Source organism: Microcoleus sp. B5-D4 (assembly GCF_036705145.1).
In the GTDB taxonomy this organism is placed as follows: Bacteria; Cyanobacteriota; Cyanobacteriia; order Cyanobacteriales; family Microcoleaceae; genus Microcoleus.
Map to the genome: position 1 here is coordinate 1 of NZ_JAUBTV010000009.1, position 20133 is coordinate 20133.

Below are 20133 nucleotides of genomic sequence, written 5' to 3' on the forward strand. Positions count from 1 at the left end.
CTCAATTCCCGTAATTCTTGAACCTTCGGATGCGTATCGGGAACGCTACCATAAATCGGCAATTCTAGAGGATTAAAAAACCTAACTTCAGCACCGAAATCCTGAATAATTCTTGCAGATTCTTCTGCCAACAAGCGGCTGTAAGAACGCTCTCTTAAAGAGCCATACAAAAACAGGATGCGAGGAGGATGGTCAAAACGAGTCATGAGTAGCGTTAATTAGTTATAAGAATGGGGCTATTGAGAATAAGTTTGTTTTCCTGCTAACTCTTGCAGGAAAGCGGTTTGCGCCTCTCTCAATTCAACGTTGGGATTGGCATCCAGAATAGTGAGTATCGCATCGTCATAGGATGAACCTGCCTGAATCAAGTAGGAAGCCAGCATCGTTCCAGTGCGTCGTCTGCCAGTAGTACAGTGAATTGCAACCCCGTGCCCCAAATGATTCTGGCTATCCACAAAGGTTTGCAATTGCTGAATCTGTTCGTGGCTGGGTGCAGTACCGCCTTTCGTTGACAACCAAAGGTGAGGAATGTTTGCCTGCTCATACAAATCCAGATTGGAAGCATCGTCCATTACAGAGACGATCGCCCCAATACCTACTGATTGAAGCGTAGAGAGTTCCTCGGCTGTTGGCTTCCGCACCCCTGCCAGTTGACCTGGAATCACCCACCACAAATTCTCTGAAATTGGTTGCACTTGTTGTTCGTCCATTGCAGTCGCCTCACCCGACAGGGGTAGAATTTTTCTTGCAAATAAACATCACACTTTTCATTTATTTTCCTCACTTACTTGATATCGCGAAATCCGTTGGATATTATCCGATAAACCAAAACAGCTAGTTGCGCTCCTAAAATTGGTGCAACCCAATAAACCCACTGGTGCTGCCAAATTCCTCCTACAATTGCTGGGCCAAATGACCGCGCCGGATTCATACTCGCTCCGGTAATTGGCCCCATAAATGCAGCTTCTAACCCTACAGTTAACCCAATTGCTATCCCGGCAAAACCGATCGGAGCGCGCCTATCTAATCCTGAACCTAAAATAACAAACATCAGGATAAAAGTCAATACTGTTTCTAGAATTAAAGACTGTAACCAGTTACCATTCAGAGGAACAGTTGCACCGAGATTTGCCACTTTTCCTAAAGTAATTAGCAGCAGTGTGGAAGCTGCTATCGCGCCCGCACACTGCGCTAGAATATAAGGCAAAACACGTTTGCTTACAAAAAAGCCGCTAGCCCAGAAAGCTAATGTTACAGCAGGATTCAGGTGGGCGCTGCTAATATGACCAGTAGCATAAATCATCGCAGCTACAACGGCTCCAAAGACAAAACTGACGCCTAAATGAGTAATAGCACCCTGGCTAATTTTGTTAACCATCACCGCGCCCGTACCTGCAAAAACTAGAATAAATGTACCCAGAAATTCGGCAAGCGCTTCTCTGCTGCACTCCGGTGAAAACAAGCTTCTCACTGTTTTAGAAACTGACTTTAACATTGAGTAGATCCGTGAGAAATTTACCTCGGTTGTTATAGTTTAGTTACCAATCTAGATTAACAGCTAACAACCTACAACAGTTGACAGATGACCAGTGATACCTAAAAATTTGCCTGCTGTCGCAATAACTCGCCAATAGTCAAGTCAAGCTGAGCTTTTCCACCAAAAACTGTGCCCACCTTGCCATTGTAGAAGTGCTGATAAATTAGTTGATAGCCTTCTTTTGGTAAAGGAATATAACCCACCGAACTAACTAAGGCAGGAGCTTTCTTCATGTAGAATTCTACAAAGTTGCGTACTTCTACTTTATTTTGAGCAGAGTTGTAGTTGACATAGATAAATAGAGGTCGTGCAAGGGGGTTATATTGAGCTTTTTCTACAGTTTCGCGGGAGGGCAGCACTGCTCCTTTGCCTCTGTCAATACCTACAGCTTTCAATTGACTTTGGTTGTCTTCGTAATAGGAAAATCCAAAGTAACCCAAAGCATTTTCGTCTTTAATAACCCCTTGCACTAAAACTGTATCGTCTTCACTAGCTGTATAGTCGGTACGGCTGGCTTTCGCAGTACCTACTGTTGCCTCTGTGAAGTAGTCAAATGTACCGGAATCTTTGCCTGCCCCGTAGAGGGTTAGAGGTCGATTCGGCCAATTGGGTCGGATCTGATTCCAGCGGGTAATTTTTCCTTGGGCGGCGGGTTCCCAAATCTTTTTCAATTCCTCTACAGTAATGTCTTTTATCCAGTTATTTTTTGGATTGACTACTACTGTAAGCGCGTCAAATGCGATAGGTAATTCGTAGTAGCGGATGCCAGCTTTGTTGCAGGCTTCCATTTCCCCTGGGCTGATGGGTCGCGAGGCGTTGCTGATGTCAGTTTCGCCAGCACAAAACTTTTTAAATCCTCCACCTGTACCGGAGAATTCAACAGTAATTGATGTTTTTTTGGGATTCGTATTTTGATATTCTTTTGCCATCGCATCTGTAATTGGATACACGGTGCTGGAACCGTCAATTTTAATGCTTTGCGATTCTGGCGACTGGACTTGTCCGCAGGAGCTGAGGAGCCCGATCGCACCTATGGTCAAAGCAATTATACTTAGTGCGGAAACCTTGGGCTTTTCTGCTGGGTTCATTGACCTCACCCAATGTCATAACTAAGGGGTACACTGGAATCATATCAATAAAATTTGATATGTCAAGTATGAGGGAAGACAAACAGGCAATAAACATATTAAGAAATGTTGATGGGTTAATCTGCGTCGGAACAAGGGCGGGCCGGCAGGATTTGGCTGAAGCGGCGGTATTCGGCGAGGTACTGTTCGAGGGCGACAAACTGAGCTAAATTGAGGCTATAGTAAATCCAGCGGCTTTCTTGGCGGCTGCGGACTAAAGCTGCATCCTTCAAGGTTTTGAGGTGGAAAGACAGTTTAGGTTGAGGGACAGAAAGTCGATCGCACAATTCGCAAACGCACAACTCCTGTTCTCGCAGCAACTCCAAAATCTGAATCCGCAGGGGGTCAGAAAGAGCGTGAAAGCCCGAGGAGACAAGTTTTTCCGAAATTGGCGGCTGTGGGAGGCGATCGGGCGCAGCCGTAGAATTTTTAAGCATCAATTATTTTGAAAACATCCATACAAAACATTATAGTTTTTTAAGCTTCATCCCAGAAAATCCGTGCATTCAGCATCCACAGATCCTTCAGACTTGATTACTACTTCGGATTCTGTACCCGCGCCGGCACATCAGTGAGTCCGGCTTTTTGCATCAGCGAAATCACCCCTATAGATAAAATTCCTCCAATGATTGCCCCAATAACTACCAGGATGATAAAGACTTTTTGCAGAGTTTTTTTAGTAGCTGGGTGGTACTGTCTCGGCAATTCTTGGTCTTGCTCGTCAACTTCTTGCTCCAAGGGGTCTAGCGGATTGGATGGATTTGAGTTAAAAGTATTACTCCAGAGGAGTTATCAAATCCCCAATACGTTGACGAAAATATTAACGCAGCAAAACTGCTCGATGTGCTGTTTGCCGAGTTATCGTTTCCGCGGGTCGAGTTTAGGAAAACTACACACTCAGTAATGCTCACGGAGTGGTTGCTTGAAAATAACCCCGATAGCTTTGCTGAATTAGTCCAGTTTTTGCGAGGTATTCTTGATGCGGGTAAAGCAACCGTGTTTTGACGGGAGTGCTCACGCCACCAACACCCCAATTTTTGGGAAACTAAACCCAGACCAAAACCTCAACACCCTCGCCATGCCCAAAATCCATGAGTGCGATCGCTGTTTCCTCTACGCACGCAACCCACACCTCGTCTGTGCCGTGCATCCGACGGGTCTCAACGCGGACACTTGCCTCGACTTTCGAGAAAACCCCGACGTTGAACCGGATGAACTGTGGGAACCCGAAGGGGCAAGCTACTATGGTGGCGAACTTATCTTGCAACCTCGGCAGGGGTGGACACCAGAACAACAGTTAGAGCTGCTGGACACGCACCCCTTGTTTACCCGCCGATGTCCCCGGTGTGAAATGACTTATCCCCAATATGAAACGCCCGCGGTGCATTGGGATTGTTCGGCTTGTGGGTGGATCGATGATTCAGTTTGAGGCGATGGTCGCAACAGTGTACAGTAAGAATAGGAAACAACTGTACTATTCATTAACCCAAGAGCTATTGATTAAAAAAGGAGGTATAAAAATTGAAAAATAACTGGTCGGTTAGTCGCGCTCAAGTTCTAAATACTTGTGAACGACAATACTACTTCGACTATCTTGCACCTGCTAGAATTAACAGCCGAGATACTACGCTAAAGGAAATAGGCTTTTTAAAAAAGCTAACAAATATCCCCATGTGGCAGGGAAATATTTTCCATTCTGTAGTTGCTAACTCCCTCAAGCGTATTCAACGGAGAGACTCTTTGCTATCTAAGACATGGCTTAGGAGTTTAAAAAATAAGGTAGAGAAGGAATGGGCATTTTCTGAGAGTAGAAGGTTTCGCGAGACTCCTCAGTTAATTGACAAGGCTGGTGGATTAGCACTGTTTGAGCATGAATATGACCTGGAACTCTCAGGTAAAAACTCTCAGGTAATACTCCAGTTTATTGAAGCATTAGTTAACCGATTTACTATTTGGGTAGAACAAACCGATCTTATAAAAAAAGTTCAAAGTGCAAAACAAATCTGGATTGAACCTGATATCTACGGTTCTCACGCACCAGGTTTTGTAATTGATAATGTCCAAGTCATAGCTAAAGTAGATCTTGCCTTGGTTACTCCCGATAAAAGATTCACGATTTTCGATTGGAAAACAGGGAATTATTCATCAATACTATCAGGTAGAAATTCGCAAGCGGAATTCCAAATAAATGTGTACCAACTTTGGCCTCACTTGACTTTAGAGTATCCTTTGGAAAGTATTGAGGCTCACGTAGTTTATTTGGGAAGCGATGCGGTCAATCATAAGACATTTAAAATGGATCTAGAACAACGGGAATATACGCTTTCCTCGATCCGTCGTAGTATTGCTTACATTCAGCGCTTTAGCAATAATGATGATGGATTAAATTTTAGCTTAGAAGATTTTGATTTTGCTAACTCTGTTGGAATTTGTCAGCAATGCAAATTTAAAAAACTTTGCCAAAGAGTGCTTGAAGTATGAATAGAATAGAACCAACCCTACACATTGCAGCAACACTATATCCCTTACTTGGTCTTGAAAAGACACGTTATCGCTTTCGTTTATTGAAAGTGCTAGAGCAAGTACCACAAGATAATAAAAAATCTATCAGAATCCAGCGGTGGGCTGATAGATTATGGCGTGAAGAATTGCGCTGCCCAGTTTATCCTACGACACGTTTTGATGGAACTGGATTTTTAATTCCTGATGGAAGTAGCCCTCTTGTAGGCCATACTGTGGAAATCACAGATGTGCCTGATAAGGTTTATCATATTGAAGTGACAGATAAAACCTTTGAAGTAACTATTGAAGAAGCTGTTGGAAGTGAGAGAGAGCTGGTCTGTCGAATGTTGGAAAGACCTTTTACCGATAAATTTCTGGCTTTAGAAGATAAATTTTGGCGCTCTAATTGGAAATTATTTTTTTGTCAAGTTCCTGAGAACGAAGGAGTAGAAAGAGATATTGTCAATGCTTACCGCGGACTAAAATTTGGTATTGTTTTATTGCAAGATGGCGGGATTCACTTGGCTGCTGATATACGAACAAGATACGTTAGCAAAAAATCTCTACAGGAGTATACGGAGGAAGAAAAGCAGAATATCCTACACGAACACATGGATTTAAGCATTCGAGCTGACGAAAGGGCTTATTTTTTACGTGACAATAATGCTGTAAAAATTCCGTGTCGTTACACAGGAAATACAGAAAAAACTATCAATGAGTATACTTTTGATTTACCAGAAAAAACTATATACGAATACTATTGTTCCCGCTATCCAAATATCACAGTTCATCCCAAGGAAGCAGCAATTCTTGTACAAGATCGGGCAAAAGAAACATCTATAGCAGTACCTATTTCGCGTCTTTTTCCTATTTTTACAACAGAATATGAAGGAATTCGGCAATGCTCAATTCGTTCTCAGATGGCTCCAGACGAACGAGTAAATACTATCTCAACCTTCTTTAACGAACTGTCTGACGTGAAATATGAAGATATATCAGTTTCTATTCAGCAGTCTTACTTAAAGAAAGAAAGAAGCATTTTTATCCCTCCGCGCTTAGAATTTGGAAAGGGTGAAATTCATAAGCCGTTTCCTAAAGGTTCAGTTCATCCTAAGACAAATCAGCTCTTCGATAAGCTGATTATGCGTTGGGCATCAAGTAAGCTAACAACACTTTATAGGAATGGAGCATACCACAATGAGCCTATTCCTAACTTAATTCTGTTATATCCACACATAATTGAGAGGGACACTCGCGAAACTTTTGTGGGAGACTTACAGCATGAAATTAAACAACAGACAGGACAATCTCCTCGGATTGTCCTGCAACGCTCCTATCAAGTTGGGCGCTCCGAACGTAGGGGAAGCTCGTTGCTTCGTATGTTGGCAGAGGTACGATCGACGAGCAATTCTAAATCTTTAGCAATTATTGTTCTATGGGATAAGTTCTTAGAAACCGTACATGGTGAATTGAAGGAAGCCCTCAGCCCCGTTCTGTCCCAATGCGTGACTGAAAAAGTAGTTTGCAACATTGCAAGGAAACACAATTCTCAACTGGCTGCGAGTCAGTTACAGAATCTAGCTCTAGCGGTATCAACTGAAGCTGGTATCCAACCCTGGGTTATAGCAGATCCGTTACATCACGATTTGCACATTGGTATCGATTTGCTGTTTGGCAAAGTTGGATATCATTTTCTCTACGGAACAGGTGGAAGGCTAATCCAGCAACACTTCGGGAACTCTACCGTAAGAGGGCGAATGCACGAAGCTATCAAGAAGCCAGAGTTACGCAAGCGTCTTGAGGAAACTATTCGGTCTATCGTTCAATATGGTCATCAAATTAAAAGCATTATTATTCATCGGGATGGTCGGTGGTGGCCTAGTGAAAGATTAGCGCTCCAAGAAACAGTAGCACGTCTGAAAAAGGAGGGTATTCTACCAGAAGATTTTCGCTGTGCCGTCGTAGAAATTCGTAAGAGTCACTTACCTGTACGCTTGTTTACTGTGGTAGAGGAAAATAGCCGAGAATTTCTGCAAAATACGCTGTTTGGGACTTACTTGATTTTAGATTCACAAAGAATTATCCTAACCACTACGGGTAGACCTGGAACATGGGATAGTTCACGCGGTAAAACAGCCAGCAATTTACTCTTGGAAGTGGTGGAAACCAGTGGTAATTTTAACCTCCAAGATATTGCAGAAGATGCGTATTATCTTACACACCTAAATTGGAACGCGCCAAATATCGAGATTGCACTTCCAGTAACCATCCGGTGGACGGATCAAGCTCTGCGCGAAACGTTCCGCCCGCAAATTGAGGAGGAAGATGAAGAAGAGTTACAAGAAATTGAATCTGATGATTTAGATGATACAATCCTTAATAAGGAGGAAGCGAACTTATGAGCAAATTAGGGTTCGTATCTGGACATCTCGATCGCGAGCAGCAACTGCTCCGCGAACTGAACTCAGCTCTACTGGCGCTAGAGGCTGAAGCTTTGGGTAAAACTGCGGACTTAGGTTTTTCAGAGGAAGATGTATTGAGTAGCCGACAGATCCTTCACAATTTTGTCAGTCGTTTGGAAGCAGCACTAGGAGAAAGTAAAGCTACCCCGACAGATATTCAGGTGCTTGTCTATCGGATCAAGAAGCACAAGAAGCCTCTGGAAGACTGGCAACAGGATCTCAAAAAACTTGCTAACAGATTACAAACTTCCGAACAAATAAGAGATGCAGATATGCCAATTTTAGAAGACATTCTCTCACTTTTAGATAGCGAGTTTGTTGAAGGTATCCAGCGCCTTTATTTCCGATAAACTATGGCAAATTTGGAGTATCTCAAAGCCAAGACGGCTGAATACGCAGTCGTCTTGTGTCGCATTGATAAAGAGCTCCAGGCTCTTGGAAGCAAAAAAGTAGAACATCAATGGTTAATAAATTATCTCCAACAGAAGCTAAAAACTACACAAACTCTTCACAAAGACCTTCAGTCTATTGTAAAAATTGGTTCTTCTAGACTGCTTGCTAGAGCACTTCCGATTGTTCATGACATTGAATACTCTATATTGCTCTTTAACTACTATTATCTACCCACGCTTCAGAAGGAAAATCAAGCTGATTTAGCTTTAAGAAAACTTCTTCTCTTGAGTGCAAAGCGATGCGGTTTTTTTTGGCTCAAGGATATTGCTGTAAATCTGAATGGACAACTTGCTACTCTTCCCAATCCACCGCAGGCTCCATTAATTTTTGCACCACCAAAACTGGCAGTTTCACTGTTGGAAATGCCTGGACTTTATCATGAGCTAGGACATGATGTTTTCCAGAAATTTCACGAAATTGCTGAGAATCTCGGTACCTCAATTTACTTATATTTCAATGAGTTGCGCCAGAAGTCCGGACCAATAAATCCAGAGCGAAAAATTGAACGTAATCAACAATTAGACAAAGCTGTGGAATATTGGGATACAAAGAGATTGAATGAAATTTTCTGTGACATTTTCGGCACTTTCGCTTGTGGATCCGCTCACTACATCTCATGTGTCGATATGGGGCTTCGGTCTGGTCATGACCCATTCGATGTTGATTTTGGGGACGAACATCCACCTTTGTCAGTACGAGTATATGCTTGCTATAAAACACTGACTCTTAACCAACAAAACGAACAGAGTGTAATTACAATACGTCGCGCCTGGGAGAACTACAAAAAAGCTTATCCCCAAGAATATGGTTTCAACTTGATCTGTTCAGAGGTTTTATTAGATCGTATAGTAAAAGTAGCTATTGATAATATTCAGAATTTTATACCAAATTCCCATCGTTATGAAGTTTCGTTACCAGACAACGGTCAAATTCATGAAATTCCGCTAGATGTCTCGCTAGAAGATCTTCTCAATCGGGCAGCTCATATTCTCCTGACTTGTCCAGAGTGCTACGAAGCTTGGGAAGCTAAAGCATTTAAAATATTGGGATTTTGTGATTAACATAGCTGTAGTTAAAGGCAGTTTTCTAAAAGAGAACTTTTTGATGATTTCTACTTATATTTCTCGTAAAACTTAGTGTACAAGTGAATAGAGGTAAAGCCAAAATACAGACTGTTCGAGGACGCAATGTAAAGAAATGCGTACCCCATCGCTACTCCCAGTCAGGCGAGCGAAATAGCGAAGTTGTCGCAAAGGGCAAGGTAGCACTTCAAATTCTTACCCGATAAGGGTTTGAAGTGCTTGCTATTTCATTCGAGAAGTCGCCAATTGCGATCGATAACCGGTTATCAGATATGGTAGGGTACAGGCAATTGCCCGACACAATTGCGTGAGAAGTTGGTGGTAGGGTGCGAGCGCTCCCTATAGTTTTTCGACCTTCTTTCGAGGAAAGACGCGAGCGCTCACAAATGCCATCTAGTTCTGGGGAAATAGTGCGATTGCTACTCCTGAAAGCGAGCGCTTTGAGGCAAAACTCAGAGAGGTTGGTGCTTGGTGATGTTTTTACTGGACTTCAGCTTCCTGCCAACCTTTAATGGCCGCGACAATAAAAGCACCTGCTGGGTTATCAATGGCTTTTTCAAAGGCGGCCAGACCCCCTTCCTTGCCAGCACAGAAGTTGTGTGGCAGTTGCTTCTCAAGTTTCCTCACCAACGGCCGTCAGCCCAAGAGTCACACACTAAAAAACCCAGGGGGGGGTGGTTGAATGCGATAATTGGGGTTTTAGGAGGGTCAGGGTGTGGCGAGCGCTCTGCGCCGTTTCCCTTTACTAGGGAAGCTTCCCTAACGATCTGCACCATCTTTCCTAGAAACTGTTTTGTGTTGTGGAAGGGTAGCAGGAGGCTCGTCGGGAGCACCTTTTTTCTGTCGTTGTGGCTTAGGTGGTTCTTGTTGAGGATCGGACATGGATAATTTCCAAATAGAAAATGAACAAAGCGAACATACAAATATTAGCTTAATATATAGCTACACCGAGTATCGACTTAAACTTACTAATGATAGTATTAATGCACTCAATACAAAATTGAGTTCTATTTTGGCTTTTAGTGCCACCTCAATCATTTTTTCGATCAACCTACCTAACCAAGCATTTATAGCTAGTCCAGGTCATCAGTATATCTGCTATTGCTGCTTGTGGCTAAAGATTGTAGTATGCGTTTTCCTAGCTCTAACAATATATCTAAGCGTTCTTGGATTTCGACCTAGAGCTGCGGGAGGCATGACCCCACCCGACCTGTTGATGAAAGAAAACTACTACGATTCTGATGAGGACTGCCGATTAATTATTACTAAAACCTGGATAGAAGCTTTAAAGGAGCTTGAGATGTTGCGAGATCAAAAAGCTAAGGTGGCAGATCAGGCAATCCATACGTTATGTGTTGCCGCCTTTTGTGCAACAGGTAGTGTTATCTTAGCTTCTGTACTTTCAATGTTATAAGCTGGAGCTTTTCAATGTCTGACGCACAGAATCAGCAATCTAACTCCAACGAAGACAAGACATCCCATAGACAAAAGTCAGGTGAGCGAAGTCTGAAGAAACCAGCCCCCGAAGACCCTCCGGCCACTCCTTATAACCAAAGGACAAACTCCATGAATTTCGGGCAGGGTAAATCTGATGGAGAAGTAGAATTCTGATTCCAGAGGCGATCGCTTCGAGTGGATGTTGTGGTGGATGTTGTGGTGGAATAGAGGAACCCTCCCTAGAAGTTGAAGCGTGACAAATGACTGACCCGCCCATTGAATGAACAACTGGATTTGTTAGATACCGACTATGCCGACATCCTCGCCAGCAGCATCTATCCCGCGTTAGAACTACAACTGCTCAGGCTGGGGATTGACCCGGCCGGGGCCCGCACCACAAGCAATTTCCTCGCCCTGGTGCGCCAAAAACCTGAGACTTCCGAACAAGGGGCTACTTTAACCGAAGCATGGTTCGTAGCTTGCGAGTATAAGCCCCCCGTTGAAGATCTTTGCTTATTGGCAGAATTTCTGTGGGAGAATCAAGGCAGCGTTGAAGTTGATTAGCTGCTGATAATTTTGAATTGAATTTACTTAACAGAGCGAGCGCCATATTTTGGAAAGATGAGCTTTTACCGCTATGCCTAAACCCAAGAGGTATCCCGACAATTGGCGAGAAATTGCGCTCTCCGTGAAAGAAAACGCGGGGTGGCATTGTGCTAAGTGCCATCAACAATGCCTTCGACCCGGTAAACCAAGTGGCTTAACCAAATCTGAACGATGCGCCTTAACTTTGACGGTGCATCATCGCAATCGGATACCGGAGGACAACCGCCTAGAAAACTTAATCGCCCTTTGTACGGCGTGTCACCTTTCCTATCACAACCGGGGGCAGTCCAACGTATCGCCGGGGCAATTATCCCTATTCCCTGATGATGCGATGGATTGGGATCTCATAGCTTCTTCTCTGGAATCGGCACGCGGCAATTGATTTGATCCGAATCCACTACCATTAGTTTGATAAGCTCAAAAGCGGTCGTGCAATCTCCTAAGACTCGGTGGTTTCCATTGAGGGGAACATACCGATAATCTTTGTGATAATAGCTTCTGTTTCCAGCCCATTGCGCTACCCATTCCATTAAACAATCAGAGCGCTTTGTAAACTTAAAAATCAGCAAAGTGTAAAGCCGACAACAGTAATTTAAAATCTTGATATCGAAAGCATAATTGTAAATTAATACTCGTTTATCTTTAGCCTTAGCCCTTTGCGTGGGACTTATTACCGAATCTCTCGAACGGCGGTTTGACGAAGCTTTCGGCATTAATCTCCGCGAAGGGGGGCGAAACGAATTGCTCAGCCATCGATTGCAAGTTCCGCTCGCTCCGGAGGAACCGTCCGCAGAACCAACAGCACAGACAGCCCCGCTGATTGCACCGAGGGTGAATTGGAACCCCGGCGATCGAGTAAAAGTTTCAGTCCAGTATCCCGGAGCTCAAGAATATATAAACGAGCGGGCCACCGTAGTTAAAGTGTGGCCCGATCGGGTGTGTCGGATTGCTCTCGATCGCGAGATTTCAGCCATTGGAGGTAAACCTACAAAACAATTCAACCTTGACGGGCGTTACTTAGTCTCAGAGTCCGAGGTCGAGCCATAAACTCCATCTGAGCCTTTAGCCCTCTCGAAACTTTCCTTTGAACAGTCAACAGCAGGAGTGACAAAAGCAGAGCCAATACAGACGCTGACGCCAGAACAGTCATTGGTGCCGATCGCCCCATCGGAGTTAGCGCCGGAACCTCCGTCGCCAACCGAAACAGTAGACGCTTAATCCCATCAGCTTAATTTGCTAGCAGATTTTGAGCCACCTTCAAATTCCGAAAACAGATTCGCGCCTGATTCTGAAAATTGGGCTTAACGGAGGAAGCATAAGCATAGACCCGGCTACCCAAGGCGAGTGCATCGCCTTCATCCGAAAGGCTTTTGCCAGCGCCTTTCGACGAACAGCGATCGACATTCAGAATGTGCTAGCCGATGTTTGCCAGCGCGGGTACGCCGATCGCGCTGCAATCTGGAACGAACTTACACCATCTGAACAACCGTCTACCGTGCGCGGATGACCACAAAATCCGCAAATTCACCCCGAAAAAATTGAGTTAATCCTATGAAAACATTTGTCGAATTCCTGTAGACTTATCTGTGAGCGACTCGCACCTAGATCGAAGCCACCACCCAAAAAATAGCTAATTTTTGTGTCCCCTAAAGTCAGGCATTTGCATTATAAAATCAGACGGAAAGCAGTATAAAATCACGCTCGACTAGAGGCATTTGCAGGGGCTGCACTCTACCTATTTTTATCCAAAAATATCCGGCCAACGGCTGCAATTTCCTGCCAAATTACTGCTTTTTTGTGCCGAGAGTGCATTGGTCTATTGAGGTCGGTTAGGGCTGTTTAGTTTTGGTGGCAAGCAATGTTTTTGCGATCGCCAACCTGACTTTTACGTGCAGAAACAAAAACAATGCACCCTCATGAATGCGGAATCCCAACCGCAAGGTCAGGTTTAATACTTTTTTAAGCCTTAATGAGAAATGTAGCTATTTGTACTATAAGTTAACTGAATATTCTATCGACTCACTTACTCATGCTTGTGTTCTGTGGAAGTCCAAACTGCCAATATCCAACTTTCGATTCTTGGCTATTTTTGTGACTGATGGAGCTATGGTCGATGTTGGATTTGCTGGGATCAACCCGACCTACAAACAAGAGCGTGGGTCTCTCATGGCGAGTTAAGTCCAAGCTCGATGCTAGCTGTCAGACGAACGTAAATCACACCGAGCATCGACATCTTTACTGCTGCGAGATAAAAAACAGGAGGGCAAGGCGCGAAAGCTCTTGCCCTCCGCCGTCAATGCCGAACTGCACCAACTGGCTTGCGTCGTGATCGGCGACGCTCCATCGTAAAGGCGGCAGCTCTGTACACCAACTGGTTCGCTCCTGGCTTCAATATCTACTCACGCGCGAGTGTACAGCGAGCGTCAAAGTCCAAACTGCCCATTAAACTTTCTCGCCTTGGCTTCCCAGAGTGTGCGTGAGCTAACTTCAACTCCCAACAATTCCTCTGGCACTCTTGCAAAAACCATAAAAACCATAAATTGCTCATTTTTACCCCCCTATAACGTCTATTTGACATGGCTTGCTATGCGACTGGCGCACTAATTACGAGGATTGAGGAGGATTCAAGAGATGTCGGAGTACAGAAAATTACGCCAAAAGCAACAATTCTTTACAAAAATTGATAAGCATTTATACTGATTGTGAGGCTAAAAGTAGGAAATAGGAGGTGTAATGAGTAATAAATGTGCTGTTTTCTCCTCTTTTTTCCTCCTTTTTTAGCCCTCTAAAATCCGCATCCAGGTCAAATACGGTTTTTACAAAGTAAAATAGCTCTGAATAAAAGGGTGGGTGGGTGGCAATAAGCTTCCCCACTCCTAGAATCAATGAGGAGTGGGGAAGCCGCCCTTAACAGGCAATTTTTGACATTCTTAGTTGCTCAAGCGACTTAATCCAAATCATCGATGTCGTCGTCAGCAACATCCACTTCTTGGTACACACTTTGCGAGCTGGAAGCAACTGGGCTGCTCTGACGGGCGAGCCGTTGATTGCGAATGCCCCGATGCTTGGCGCGGCGATCGCGGATTGCATCCATATCGGTCAATCCGTATAGGATGCGACTAGCACGCATCAACTCTTTTAAAGGTGTCTCGCTGTAGTCAGCGCGAAATTGGGCATTATGTGTCTCCCAATCAAATTCGCCACCGTTAAAGCGAGCAACGCTTGCCAGTTCCCGACCTGATTCTTCTCTCAAAACTTCTAGTACCATTAGGCGAAGTTTATCGTTGTAACTAATACACTTGTCTAGCGCTTTTGTGTGAGTTTTTTGCGCTTTAGCGATATGGGTTGCATTAGTCTTGTAAGCTTTTTCAGTAACTGTCATTTTTCAGATTCCCTGAATTTAATTTTGTTCATTTACACAGCAGCAATAGCTGCCTCTTTGAGTTATTTAAAAAGTTTGAATAGTTTTTAATAACAGCAATAGTTGTATTAATAACTCATTGTTTTTAGAATAGTTTAAGATTTTAACCAACTGATTATTCTAGTTAAAGTTAGTTAACCTACGCTAATAATATGAGAAAAATAAAAACTCTGTTCAGCCTTTTTTAGGCAGAGCAGAGTTTTACATATTCGACAAAAGCACTGGTGAAGGAAAGCTATAAAATTGAGTGACGGCAAAAGATTATTCTAAGTCTTCGTCTTCATCTTCTTCGTCCTCATCTTCTTCGTCCTCGGTATCGAAGTCTTCTTCGCTGTCCTCATCCAAGTCTTCTTCGGATTCATCTGTTTCCTCATCTTCATCAGCATCAAGTTCATCTTCTAAGTCATCCACATCATCATCATCTTCATCATCGGATTCATCCTGCTTGTTATAGCTATTGCGTTTAGCAAGCGATTCTTGATTGAATTTGACAAGACCTTTAATTGCTTCTTGCGGGTCAAGCTCGAAAACATCGTATAGTTTTGCCATCACAAGCGCAATGACTTCCATATCGTGGCGCAGTGCATCGGGTTGACCAAATAGAGCTGGAAACACTTCGTTATTCCAACGCTGCCAGTTCATCGTTTTGCCGCGTTTTTTTAACTGTGCAGCAATATCCAAACCTAGTTTTTCCTTGGTAGCGTGACCTACCTTAGTTTGGAGGCGTTTTTCGCGCAGTTGAATTTTGACTCCAAACTTTTTCAGAATGGTAGTTCGCACGCGGTCTAGAAGTGCGTCTGCTTGCTCTTCTACAGTGAGTGTCGAACGGCGACTGACGGGCGATTGGGTAGCTGTCGCTGGGCTCTTTGACTTAGCAGCATTATTGCTTTTGCCATTCAAAGTCACCGCTCCATTGGATGGGCGAGAGTTATGGTTTTTAGCTGTTGTTGTAGCCATGAAATTTGATTTAATTAAACTACTTCACGGCTAACAGCGCCGTTAGGCGCTCTCAAATTTCATCAAATTTATAATTATTTTTAGGGGATTAACAATTATTTATAAACTTGTTAGTTTGAAATAAATTTATGTAATAATTCGGTGTGTTTTTTTGAGAGCAGCCGAAATACATAATTATGTATATTGAGGAAATTCGGTAAATAATTCCTAAGAATTAAGAGGAGGTTTGGCTGCTGTAGAACTATTGGCTGATGGCAACGCTCGACCGTAGCATATCAATGAGAAGAGTACCTTTGAATATTTCTTACCGTTGAATTTATGCGTACCATCAATGACTGGCTCGCTTTGGCCCAAAGAGGCATTAAGATTGTCGGGCTGGAGTATTACACGCCTGACCGAATCAGAGTTTTAGCACAGTTTCACAATTGGGGGCAGGAGCTGCATTTGCCTGTTTTCTTTTGGAACTCTGGGTACAGTTGCTTGCAGGAAATTGTGAGTCGGGACGGTCAGTGTATCTTGCAAAATACTGACTTGCACCCAGATTCTGACGTGCTTGAGTTTCTATTAGAGAGTAAGAGAGAGGGAATTTACATTCTTGAGGGAGTGCTAGATTTTGACGAATCCGGTCAGGTGAGTTCGCGTCTGGGGTTTCAACTGGCAAATGCTTACTATCACTCATCTTGGTCTGCGGTTCCTCAGTTTTGGGTGATGCTGGAAAACTACATACAACTGCCGGTGAACTTGCAGCCGCTGATTCCCGTACTGACGACTCCATTACCGTCCCGAGTTGCAGCGCAAAAGGTGGTGGAGTTGTTTTGCGATCGCAATCCTTGGCTTGGCGACAAAGGCGACGAGGTGTTGCAAACTGCTTTGGTTCGAGCTTGCCAGGGGTTGCCCCAAGGTGAGATCGAGTTGATTTTGGAGCGATCGCTAGCTTTTGCTTCGAGTGTGGAGGAACTAGCGCGGTTGGTGCTCGACCACAAGGTTAACAAGCTGCGGGGGCGAGGCCTAGAATTTATTGCCGAGGCAGATGTGCCGGATGCAGGTGGTTTAGACTTGCTAGACGAGTCGCTGTCAAAGGTGGCTTCTCTGTTGAGTCCAGAAGCAGAGAAATACGGACTCAAATTTCCCAAGGGTATGATTCTCTGGGGGCCGCCGGGTACGGGCAAAAGTCTGAGTGCTAAACTTGCGGCTAAGAAGATGGGAGTACCGCTGTTGGCGGCTGATTGGGGTTCGATTGTCGGTTCTTCCAGACCAGATTTAGCTTTGCGCGAATTGCTGGAACTGACTCAGGCTTTAAGTCCTACAATTCTCTATTGGGATGATTTTGATAAAGGTTTTGCAGGGTGGGATTCCAATGCAGATGGCGGAGTTTCTAGGCGCTTATCGGGGAAGCTTTTAACGTGGATGCAAGAGCATCAATACCCAATTTATATCGTGGCGACAGTTAACCGTTTGGGGATGTTACCGCCGGAATTAATTCGTCGCTTTGATGATATTTTCTTTGTGGATTTGCCTCACGAAGGGGCGATGTATGAAATTTTTAATCTTCATCTCAAAAAATATTTTCCTGATTTCCGCAATGCTTGTATTTCGCCTTGGACGGATGATGAGTGGCGGATTTTATTGAGGGATTACAGGCTTTGTACGCCAGCAGAAATAGGCAATGCCGTGAGAAAATGTGCTGAGGAGATATATTATCGCGATCGGGTACAAGGGAAACAGCCGGATGAATTGAAGGTGACTTTGAACGACCTCAGGCAACAGCGTTACCAGTTTACGCCGTCGATGCTGCGGGATGAGGAGCAGATTCTAGCGATTCGCAATCAAGCCACTTATGCTAGATCGGCTAGTGGAGAGGATCGATCACGATTTTCAATTCCGTTACAGGAATTGTTTGGTTAGTGGCTTTCTTGCGATAATCGCAAAGAGTGTAAATTTTCCTGAAGCAACATTGGATCAGTTGTAACTTTGTCTTTTGACGGCGTTGCTACATACAGGTATGAATTCAAGATTCCGGAAGGGCTATAAACGAAGTATAGTGAGTTTTGTAACTTCCGAGAAAAGGTGATTCATACCGTGAATCAGCAACGCCATGTAGGAGCTTTTGTTTTAGGTTTTAAAGAACTTGGACGGGCTAGCCAACTGTTCTACTCTCGGTTTGAGATGATGCCGTAAACCAATCTAAGGCTTTGGGTACGATTACCTCGGGAACAGTATGAGAGCCGTTAAACGGATGGTATAGCACTTCATACCCTGTCTGCTGCTGGAGCATCCGTTTTTCTTGCAGCCAGCCAATCACCAGTCGGGAATTTCTTCAGTCGCGTCGGATGGGGCTTGTGACAGTTGCTCTCTTGGTAACGGCACACCGAGCAATTCATCCTCTACACCGGGAAATGTATCCCGGGGTGGTTCGGGTGGCGGCCGGGAAATAAATAAGTCTGGCCGGCGTGGGAACGCCAAGATATTAGGAGACTTCGCAAATCTTCAATCACTGGAATCGTCCTGGTTTGAAGTTTTCTTTTAGTGTTGGCGAAAGCGTTCGTTAATTGTAGAACGGACAGCGCCAGAGTTTGTGTAGATATCCTTGACCATTAGGGAACAAGCTTCGGCAATACGACAGGCGGTGTAGAGACAAACTCCAAACAAGGTGCGATCGCGGTCGCTCTGCAAACCTTCTGAGAGAGTTGTTTGGCTAGTTGCAGGTTTCCCTGCTGCAGTTGCTCGTTGATTCATAGTTGGGCTTGGCTCTCGCTGCTTGTCTGAGGCGGGGCAGCTTTGGTTAGGGCTTGTTCTAAGGCTGCTATTCTTTCCTCATATTGAAGCTTCATCGTTGCTAATTCGGGGCTGGCAATTTTTGCTTCTGTTTCATCGCTGTTTGTGCTTGGCGTTTCTAGTTTGATTACTTCTGAATCCTCTACAGGGGCGGTGACGGATTCCACGAGTTGAACGATCGCCCGATCCAGTTTGATTTCGGTGTGGCTGATGTCTTGGCGGAGTTTGTCTTGGTATTCGAGAACGAAGGTAGTATTGAGCTGTTGAGCTAAGGTTATTTTCATCCGCCTCTGGTAGTCGATTTCCCGCAGCAGTTTGTCAAATGCTTGGGAAGAGAGGGCAATTGCTTTTTTATTCTGTTTTGTGCTCTGGGAAAATGCCAGCGTAAGGTATCTTGCAAATACCCCATCGAGGTTGTATCGGCAAAGCCTCAGTCTGCTTTTTAGCAGACTGAAACTCCAGCAGGCAGCAAACGCTTTGCTCGTTTCAACATCGCCTGATACTCCTCAAAGCGGACACTACTACTACCGTGTCGAATCACCCGCCATACCAGAGACACCGCCCGTCCTCGATATTGCACCGAAAGCCGAATCAGGCAGTACTCCTCCCACAGCATCGATGTATCTTCAATCAGGGTAATCGCTGATACGCCTTATTGCTTCAACGCCGTTTGAACCAGTTCACTGTAGAGCCGTTGGGCATGAATGCGAGGGTTGTGCAACCAGCGCCTGAAGCGCCGTTAATGACTCTGAGCAAACCGATCGCGAGTTCGCGCATAGATTGTCCATTCGGTTAAATTAATGTATTCGCTGTAGACTAAGCCAATCACCATCCAAATGAGTGTTTGTAGATGCCGATGGTCTGCCCAGGGCATAGATTGACCAAACAAAGTCTGTAGTTGATGATAGAGTTAGGAGGTTCTCATTGGTTTTTGTGGTTGTGTGGTAACTTTCACAATAAACCGGAAATGCCCTTCGACTATGGGTTGAACCTCCTTTCCCTTGGAGTTTTGTCAGTCAACCAGGCATCAACGACTGTGTATAAGTTTCACCCGTGGGCATCGCCATTTTCCTTCTTCTGCACGTTGATACCGGACTCGATGTTTCTGGCTGAATTTATGGATCTGGTTTTCGGTCTTCCTCTTTTGCCCAGATGGTATCCGATAAACCCAACAGCATGAAAAATATGTCTGTGCCAACTATTCAGCAACGTCTTGATAAATTACTCCTTGCTTTACAAGACTCTCGCTTACTTAACAATCGCGGGATTGGGAACGAAATTGGCTTTTATATATTTGATTATGACCCCGAACACGAGCCATTAGTGCAGCAGCACGTTGCTCGTTTAAAGCTGCAACTAACAAATTCTCTCAATAATCTGAAAGTAGAGGAGATTAACCTCTACCATGCCATTCTAGAAATTTTGCAAGGACGGCGAGTTTTGCAGAAAGCATTTGATTTGGAAGCAACTAAAGGTAGCGCATTTCTGAATAAAACTATTTCTCCTTTGGTGCGTCCTGCCCAGGTTGTTGACCATATCCATAAAAAAATGAGTGGTCAGGAGCAACTTGTGTTTTTGACAGGGGTGGGCGCAAGTTGGCCTTTGCTGCGCTCTCACACTATCCTCAACAACTTACACGCAGCTCTCGATCGCACCCCACTGGTGATGTTTTTCCCCGGTTCCTACGATGGTCAAGAACTTCGCCTATTCAACACTTTTAAAGACGATAACTACTACCGAGCTTTCCCACTTATTCCCCGGCAGGAGCGTTGAT

The 20133-nt window shown here is 44.4% G+C and carries 27 protein-coding genes; 12 read left to right on the plus strand and 15 right to left on the minus strand.

Annotated features, from left to right (window positions below; all coding sequences use genetic code 11):
- The 6 genes from QUB10_RS06220 to QUB10_RS06245 all read right to left on the minus strand — a co-directional run.
- Window positions 1–206 (minus strand): NAD(P)H-dependent oxidoreductase (locus QUB10_RS06220; protein WP_333200480.1); only part of this gene is annotated, 206 nt, incomplete at its 3' end.
- A 30-nt stretch (window positions 207–236) separates the two neighbouring features.
- Complete coding sequence (locus QUB10_RS06225; RefSeq protein ID WP_333200482.1) at window positions 237–710, minus strand: phosphatase domain-containing putative toxin; 474 nt, start codon at window positions 708–710, stop codon at window positions 237–239.
- Between the two features lie 74 nt (window positions 711–784).
- Window positions 785–1495 (minus strand): MIP/aquaporin family protein, encoded by a 711-nt coding sequence (locus QUB10_RS06230; protein ID WP_333200485.1) that lies wholly within the window; start codon window positions 1493–1495, stop codon window positions 785–787.
- A 101-nt stretch (window positions 1496–1596) separates the two neighbouring features.
- Window positions 1597–2625 (minus strand): PstS family phosphate ABC transporter substrate-binding protein, encoded by a 1029-nt coding sequence (locus QUB10_RS06235; protein WP_333200487.1) that lies wholly within the window; start codon window positions 2623–2625, stop codon window positions 1597–1599.
- Between the two features lie 116 nt (window positions 2626–2741).
- Complete coding sequence (locus tag QUB10_RS06240) at window positions 2742–3101, minus strand: metalloregulator ArsR/SmtB family transcription factor (RefSeq protein WP_333200489.1); 360 nt, start codon at window positions 3099–3101, stop codon at window positions 2742–2744.
- A 100-nt stretch (window positions 3102–3201) separates the two neighbouring features.
- Window positions 3202–3402 (minus strand): hypothetical protein, encoded by a 201-nt coding sequence (locus QUB10_RS06245; RefSeq protein ID WP_333200491.1) that lies wholly within the window; start codon window positions 3400–3402, stop codon window positions 3202–3204.
- Between the two features lie 241 nt (window positions 3403–3643).
- On the opposite strand from QUB10_RS06245, the gene QUB10_RS06250 reads away from it, so the two are divergent.
- From QUB10_RS06250 to QUB10_RS06270, 5 genes are all read left to right on the plus strand, one after another.
- Window positions 3644–4093, plus strand: coding sequence for a hypothetical protein (locus QUB10_RS06250; protein ID WP_333200493.1), 450 nt, complete (start codon window positions 3644–3646; stop codon window positions 4091–4093).
- 92 nt (window positions 4094–4185) lie between these two features.
- The gene (locus QUB10_RS06255) at window positions 4186–5145 is read left to right on the plus strand and encodes a PD-(D/E)XK nuclease family protein (RefSeq protein ID WP_333200494.1); all 960 of its coding nucleotides are present in this window, start codon (window positions 4186–4188) and stop codon (window positions 5143–5145) included.
- Complete coding sequence (locus QUB10_RS06260; protein WP_333200496.1) at window positions 5142–7568, plus strand: Piwi domain-containing protein; 2427 nt, start codon at window positions 5142–5144, stop codon at window positions 7566–7568. Before QUB10_RS06255 ends, QUB10_RS06260 begins: the two co-directional genes overlap by 4 nt.
- Window positions 7565–7978 carry a hypothetical protein gene (locus QUB10_RS06265; protein WP_333200498.1) on the plus strand — a complete coding sequence of 138 codons (414 nt, stop codon included), beginning with the start codon at window positions 7565–7567 and terminating at the stop codon, window positions 7976–7978. The genes QUB10_RS06260 and QUB10_RS06265 overlap by 4 nt, the downstream gene beginning before the upstream one ends.
- Window positions 7979–7981: 3 nt before the next feature.
- Window positions 7982–9142 (plus strand): hypothetical protein, encoded by a 1161-nt coding sequence (locus tag QUB10_RS06270; RefSeq protein WP_333200500.1) that lies wholly within the window; start codon window positions 7982–7984, stop codon window positions 9140–9142.
- A 501-nt stretch (window positions 9143–9643) separates the two neighbouring features.
- Here QUB10_RS06270 and QUB10_RS06275 read toward each other — a convergent pair.
- A complete protein-coding gene (locus tag QUB10_RS06275; protein ID WP_333200502.1) occupies window positions 9644–9793 on the minus strand; it encodes a hypothetical protein in 150 nt (49 codons plus the stop codon).
- Between the two features lie 129 nt (window positions 9794–9922).
- Complete coding sequence (locus QUB10_RS06280) at window positions 9923–10045, minus strand: hypothetical protein (RefSeq protein ID WP_333200504.1); 123 nt, start codon at window positions 10043–10045, stop codon at window positions 9923–9925.
- Here QUB10_RS06280 and QUB10_RS06285 point away from each other — a divergent pair.
- From QUB10_RS06285 to QUB10_RS06305, 5 genes are all read left to right on the plus strand, one after another.
- The gene (locus QUB10_RS06285; RefSeq protein WP_333200506.1) at window positions 10044–10577 is read left to right on the plus strand and encodes a hypothetical protein; all 534 of its coding nucleotides are present in this window, start codon (window positions 10044–10046) and stop codon (window positions 10575–10577) included. The genes QUB10_RS06280 and QUB10_RS06285 overlap by 2 nt on opposite strands.
- Before the next feature lie 299 nt (window positions 10578–10876).
- The gene (locus QUB10_RS06290; protein ID WP_333200508.1) at window positions 10877–11164 is read left to right on the plus strand and encodes a hypothetical protein; all 288 of its coding nucleotides are present in this window, start codon (window positions 10877–10879) and stop codon (window positions 11162–11164) included.
- A gap of 73 nt (window positions 11165–11237) precedes the next feature.
- Window positions 11238–11588, plus strand: coding sequence for an HNH endonuclease (locus tag QUB10_RS06295; protein WP_333200510.1), 351 nt, complete (start codon window positions 11238–11240; stop codon window positions 11586–11588).
- A gap of 278 nt (window positions 11589–11866) precedes the next feature.
- The gene (locus QUB10_RS06300) at window positions 11867–12253 is read left to right on the plus strand and encodes a hypothetical protein (protein ID WP_333200512.1); all 387 of its coding nucleotides are present in this window, start codon (window positions 11867–11869) and stop codon (window positions 12251–12253) included.
- A 199-nt stretch (window positions 12254–12452) separates the two neighbouring features.
- Window positions 12453–12713 (plus strand): hypothetical protein, encoded by a 261-nt coding sequence (locus QUB10_RS06305; RefSeq protein WP_333200514.1) that lies wholly within the window; start codon window positions 12453–12455, stop codon window positions 12711–12713.
- A gap of 1440 nt (window positions 12714–14153) precedes the next feature.
- Here the strand turns inward: QUB10_RS06305 and QUB10_RS06310 are convergent.
- Together QUB10_RS06310 and QUB10_RS06315 are read right to left on the minus strand one after the other, a co-directional pair.
- Window positions 14154–14588 carry an aminoacyl-histidine dipeptidase gene (locus QUB10_RS06310; protein ID WP_333200516.1) on the minus strand — a complete coding sequence of 145 codons (435 nt, stop codon included), beginning with the start codon at window positions 14586–14588 and terminating at the stop codon, window positions 14154–14156.
- 300 nt (window positions 14589–14888) lie between these two features.
- Complete coding sequence (locus QUB10_RS06315) at window positions 14889–15584, minus strand: hypothetical protein (protein WP_333200518.1); 696 nt, start codon at window positions 15582–15584, stop codon at window positions 14889–14891.
- Window positions 15585–15902: 318 nt separating this feature from the next.
- Here QUB10_RS06315 and QUB10_RS06320 point away from each other — a divergent pair, with 318 nt between their 5' ends.
- On the plus strand, window positions 15903–17489 hold the full coding sequence (locus QUB10_RS06320; protein WP_333200520.1) for an AAA family ATPase: 1587 nt from the start codon (window positions 15903–15905) through the stop codon (window positions 17487–17489).
- 232 nt (window positions 17490–17721) lie between these two features.
- Here QUB10_RS06320 and QUB10_RS06325 read toward each other — a convergent pair whose 3' ends face one another.
- The 5 genes from QUB10_RS06325 to QUB10_RS06345 all read right to left on the minus strand — a co-directional run bounded on the left by QUB10_RS06325 (window position 17722) and on the right by QUB10_RS06345 (window position 19233).
- Complete coding sequence (locus QUB10_RS06325) at window positions 17722–17886, minus strand: hypothetical protein (RefSeq protein WP_333200522.1); 165 nt, start codon at window positions 17884–17886, stop codon at window positions 17722–17724.
- Window positions 17887–18107: 221 nt separating this feature from the next.
- Window positions 18108–18320, minus strand: coding sequence for a hypothetical protein (locus tag QUB10_RS06330; RefSeq protein ID WP_333200524.1), 213 nt, complete (start codon window positions 18318–18320; stop codon window positions 18108–18110).
- Window positions 18317–18643: a hypothetical protein gene (locus QUB10_RS06335; RefSeq protein ID WP_333200526.1), complete on the minus strand. Its 327-nt coding sequence runs from the start codon at window positions 18641–18643 to the stop codon at window positions 18317–18319. Before QUB10_RS06335 ends, QUB10_RS06330 begins: the two co-directional genes overlap by 4 nt.
- Window positions 18644–18801: 158 nt before the next feature.
- On the minus strand, window positions 18802–18975 hold the full coding sequence (locus QUB10_RS06340; protein ID WP_333200528.1) for a hypothetical protein: 174 nt from the start codon (window positions 18973–18975) through the stop codon (window positions 18802–18804).
- A gap of 123 nt (window positions 18976–19098) precedes the next feature.
- The gene (locus QUB10_RS06345) at window positions 19099–19233 is read right to left on the minus strand and encodes a hypothetical protein (protein ID WP_333200530.1); all 135 of its coding nucleotides are present in this window, start codon (window positions 19231–19233) and stop codon (window positions 19099–19101) included.
- Window positions 19234–19535: 302 nt separating this feature from the next.
- Here QUB10_RS06345 and QUB10_RS06350 point away from each other — a divergent pair, with 302 nt between their 5' ends.
- Window positions 19536–20132 carry a DUF1788 domain-containing protein gene (locus QUB10_RS06350; RefSeq protein ID WP_333200532.1) on the plus strand — a complete coding sequence of 199 codons (597 nt, stop codon included), beginning with the start codon at window positions 19536–19538 and terminating at the stop codon, window positions 20130–20132.
- Window position 20133 lies beyond the last annotated feature (1 nt).

Excerpts from the sequence above, each read along its gene's own strand:
- QUB10_RS06280 (WP_333200504.1), bottom strand. The coding sequence starts at position 10,045 with ATGTCCGATCCTCAACAAGAACCACCTAAGCCACAACGACAGAAAAAA.
- QUB10_RS06345 (WP_333200530.1), bottom strand. The coding sequence starts at position 19,233 with ATGCCCTGGGCAGACCATCGGCATCTACAAACACTCATTTGGATGGTG.
- QUB10_RS06230 (WP_333200485.1), bottom strand. The coding sequence starts at position 1,495 with ATGTTAAAGTCAGTTTCTAAAACAGTGAGAAGCTTGTTTTCACCGGAG.
- QUB10_RS06285 (WP_333200506.1), top strand. The coding sequence starts at position 10,044 with ATGGATAATTTCCAAATAGAAAATGAACAAAGCGAACATACAAATATT.
- QUB10_RS06270 (WP_333200500.1), top strand. The coding sequence starts at position 7,982 with ATGGCAAATTTGGAGTATCTCAAAGCCAAGACGGCTGAATACGCAGTC.
- QUB10_RS06225 (WP_333200482.1), bottom strand. The coding sequence starts at position 710 with ATGGACGAACAACAAGTGCAACCAATTTCAGAGAATTTGTGGTGGGTG.
- QUB10_RS06265 (WP_333200498.1), top strand. The coding sequence starts at position 7,565 with ATGAGCAAATTAGGGTTCGTATCTGGACATCTCGATCGCGAGCAGCAA.
- QUB10_RS06235 (WP_333200487.1), bottom strand. The coding sequence starts at position 2,625 with ATGAACCCAGCAGAAAAGCCCAAGGTTTCCGCACTAAGTATAATTGCT.
- QUB10_RS06295 (WP_333200510.1), top strand. The coding sequence starts at position 11,238 with ATGCCTAAACCCAAGAGGTATCCCGACAATTGGCGAGAAATTGCGCTC.
- QUB10_RS06350 (WP_333200532.1), top strand. The coding sequence starts at position 19,536 with ATGAAAAATATGTCTGTGCCAACTATTCAGCAACGTCTTGATAAATTA.
- QUB10_RS06320 (WP_333200520.1), top strand. The coding sequence starts at position 15,903 with ATGCGTACCATCAATGACTGGCTCGCTTTGGCCCAAAGAGGCATTAAG.
- QUB10_RS06310 (WP_333200516.1), bottom strand. The coding sequence starts at position 14,588 with ATGACAGTTACTGAAAAAGCTTACAAGACTAATGCAACCCATATCGCT.
- QUB10_RS06315 (WP_333200518.1), bottom strand. The coding sequence starts at position 15,584 with ATGGCTACAACAACAGCTAAAAACCATAACTCTCGCCCATCCAATGGA.
- QUB10_RS06240 (WP_333200489.1), bottom strand. The coding sequence starts at position 3,101 with ATGCTTAAAAATTCTACGGCTGCGCCCGATCGCCTCCCACAGCCGCCA.
- QUB10_RS06250 (WP_333200493.1), top strand. The coding sequence starts at position 3,644 with ATGCGGGTAAAGCAACCGTGTTTTGACGGGAGTGCTCACGCCACCAAC.
- QUB10_RS06335 (WP_333200526.1), bottom strand. The coding sequence starts at position 18,643 with ATGAAAATAACCTTAGCTCAACAGCTCAATACTACCTTCGTTCTCGAA.
- QUB10_RS06340 (WP_333200528.1), bottom strand. The coding sequence starts at position 18,975 with ATGCTGTGGGAGGAGTACTGCCTGATTCGGCTTTCGGTGCAATATCGA.
- QUB10_RS06260 (WP_333200496.1), top strand. The coding sequence starts at position 5,142 with ATGAATAGAATAGAACCAACCCTACACATTGCAGCAACACTATATCCC.
- QUB10_RS06330 (WP_333200524.1), bottom strand. The coding sequence starts at position 18,320 with ATGAATCAACGAGCAACTGCAGCAGGGAAACCTGCAACTAGCCAAACA.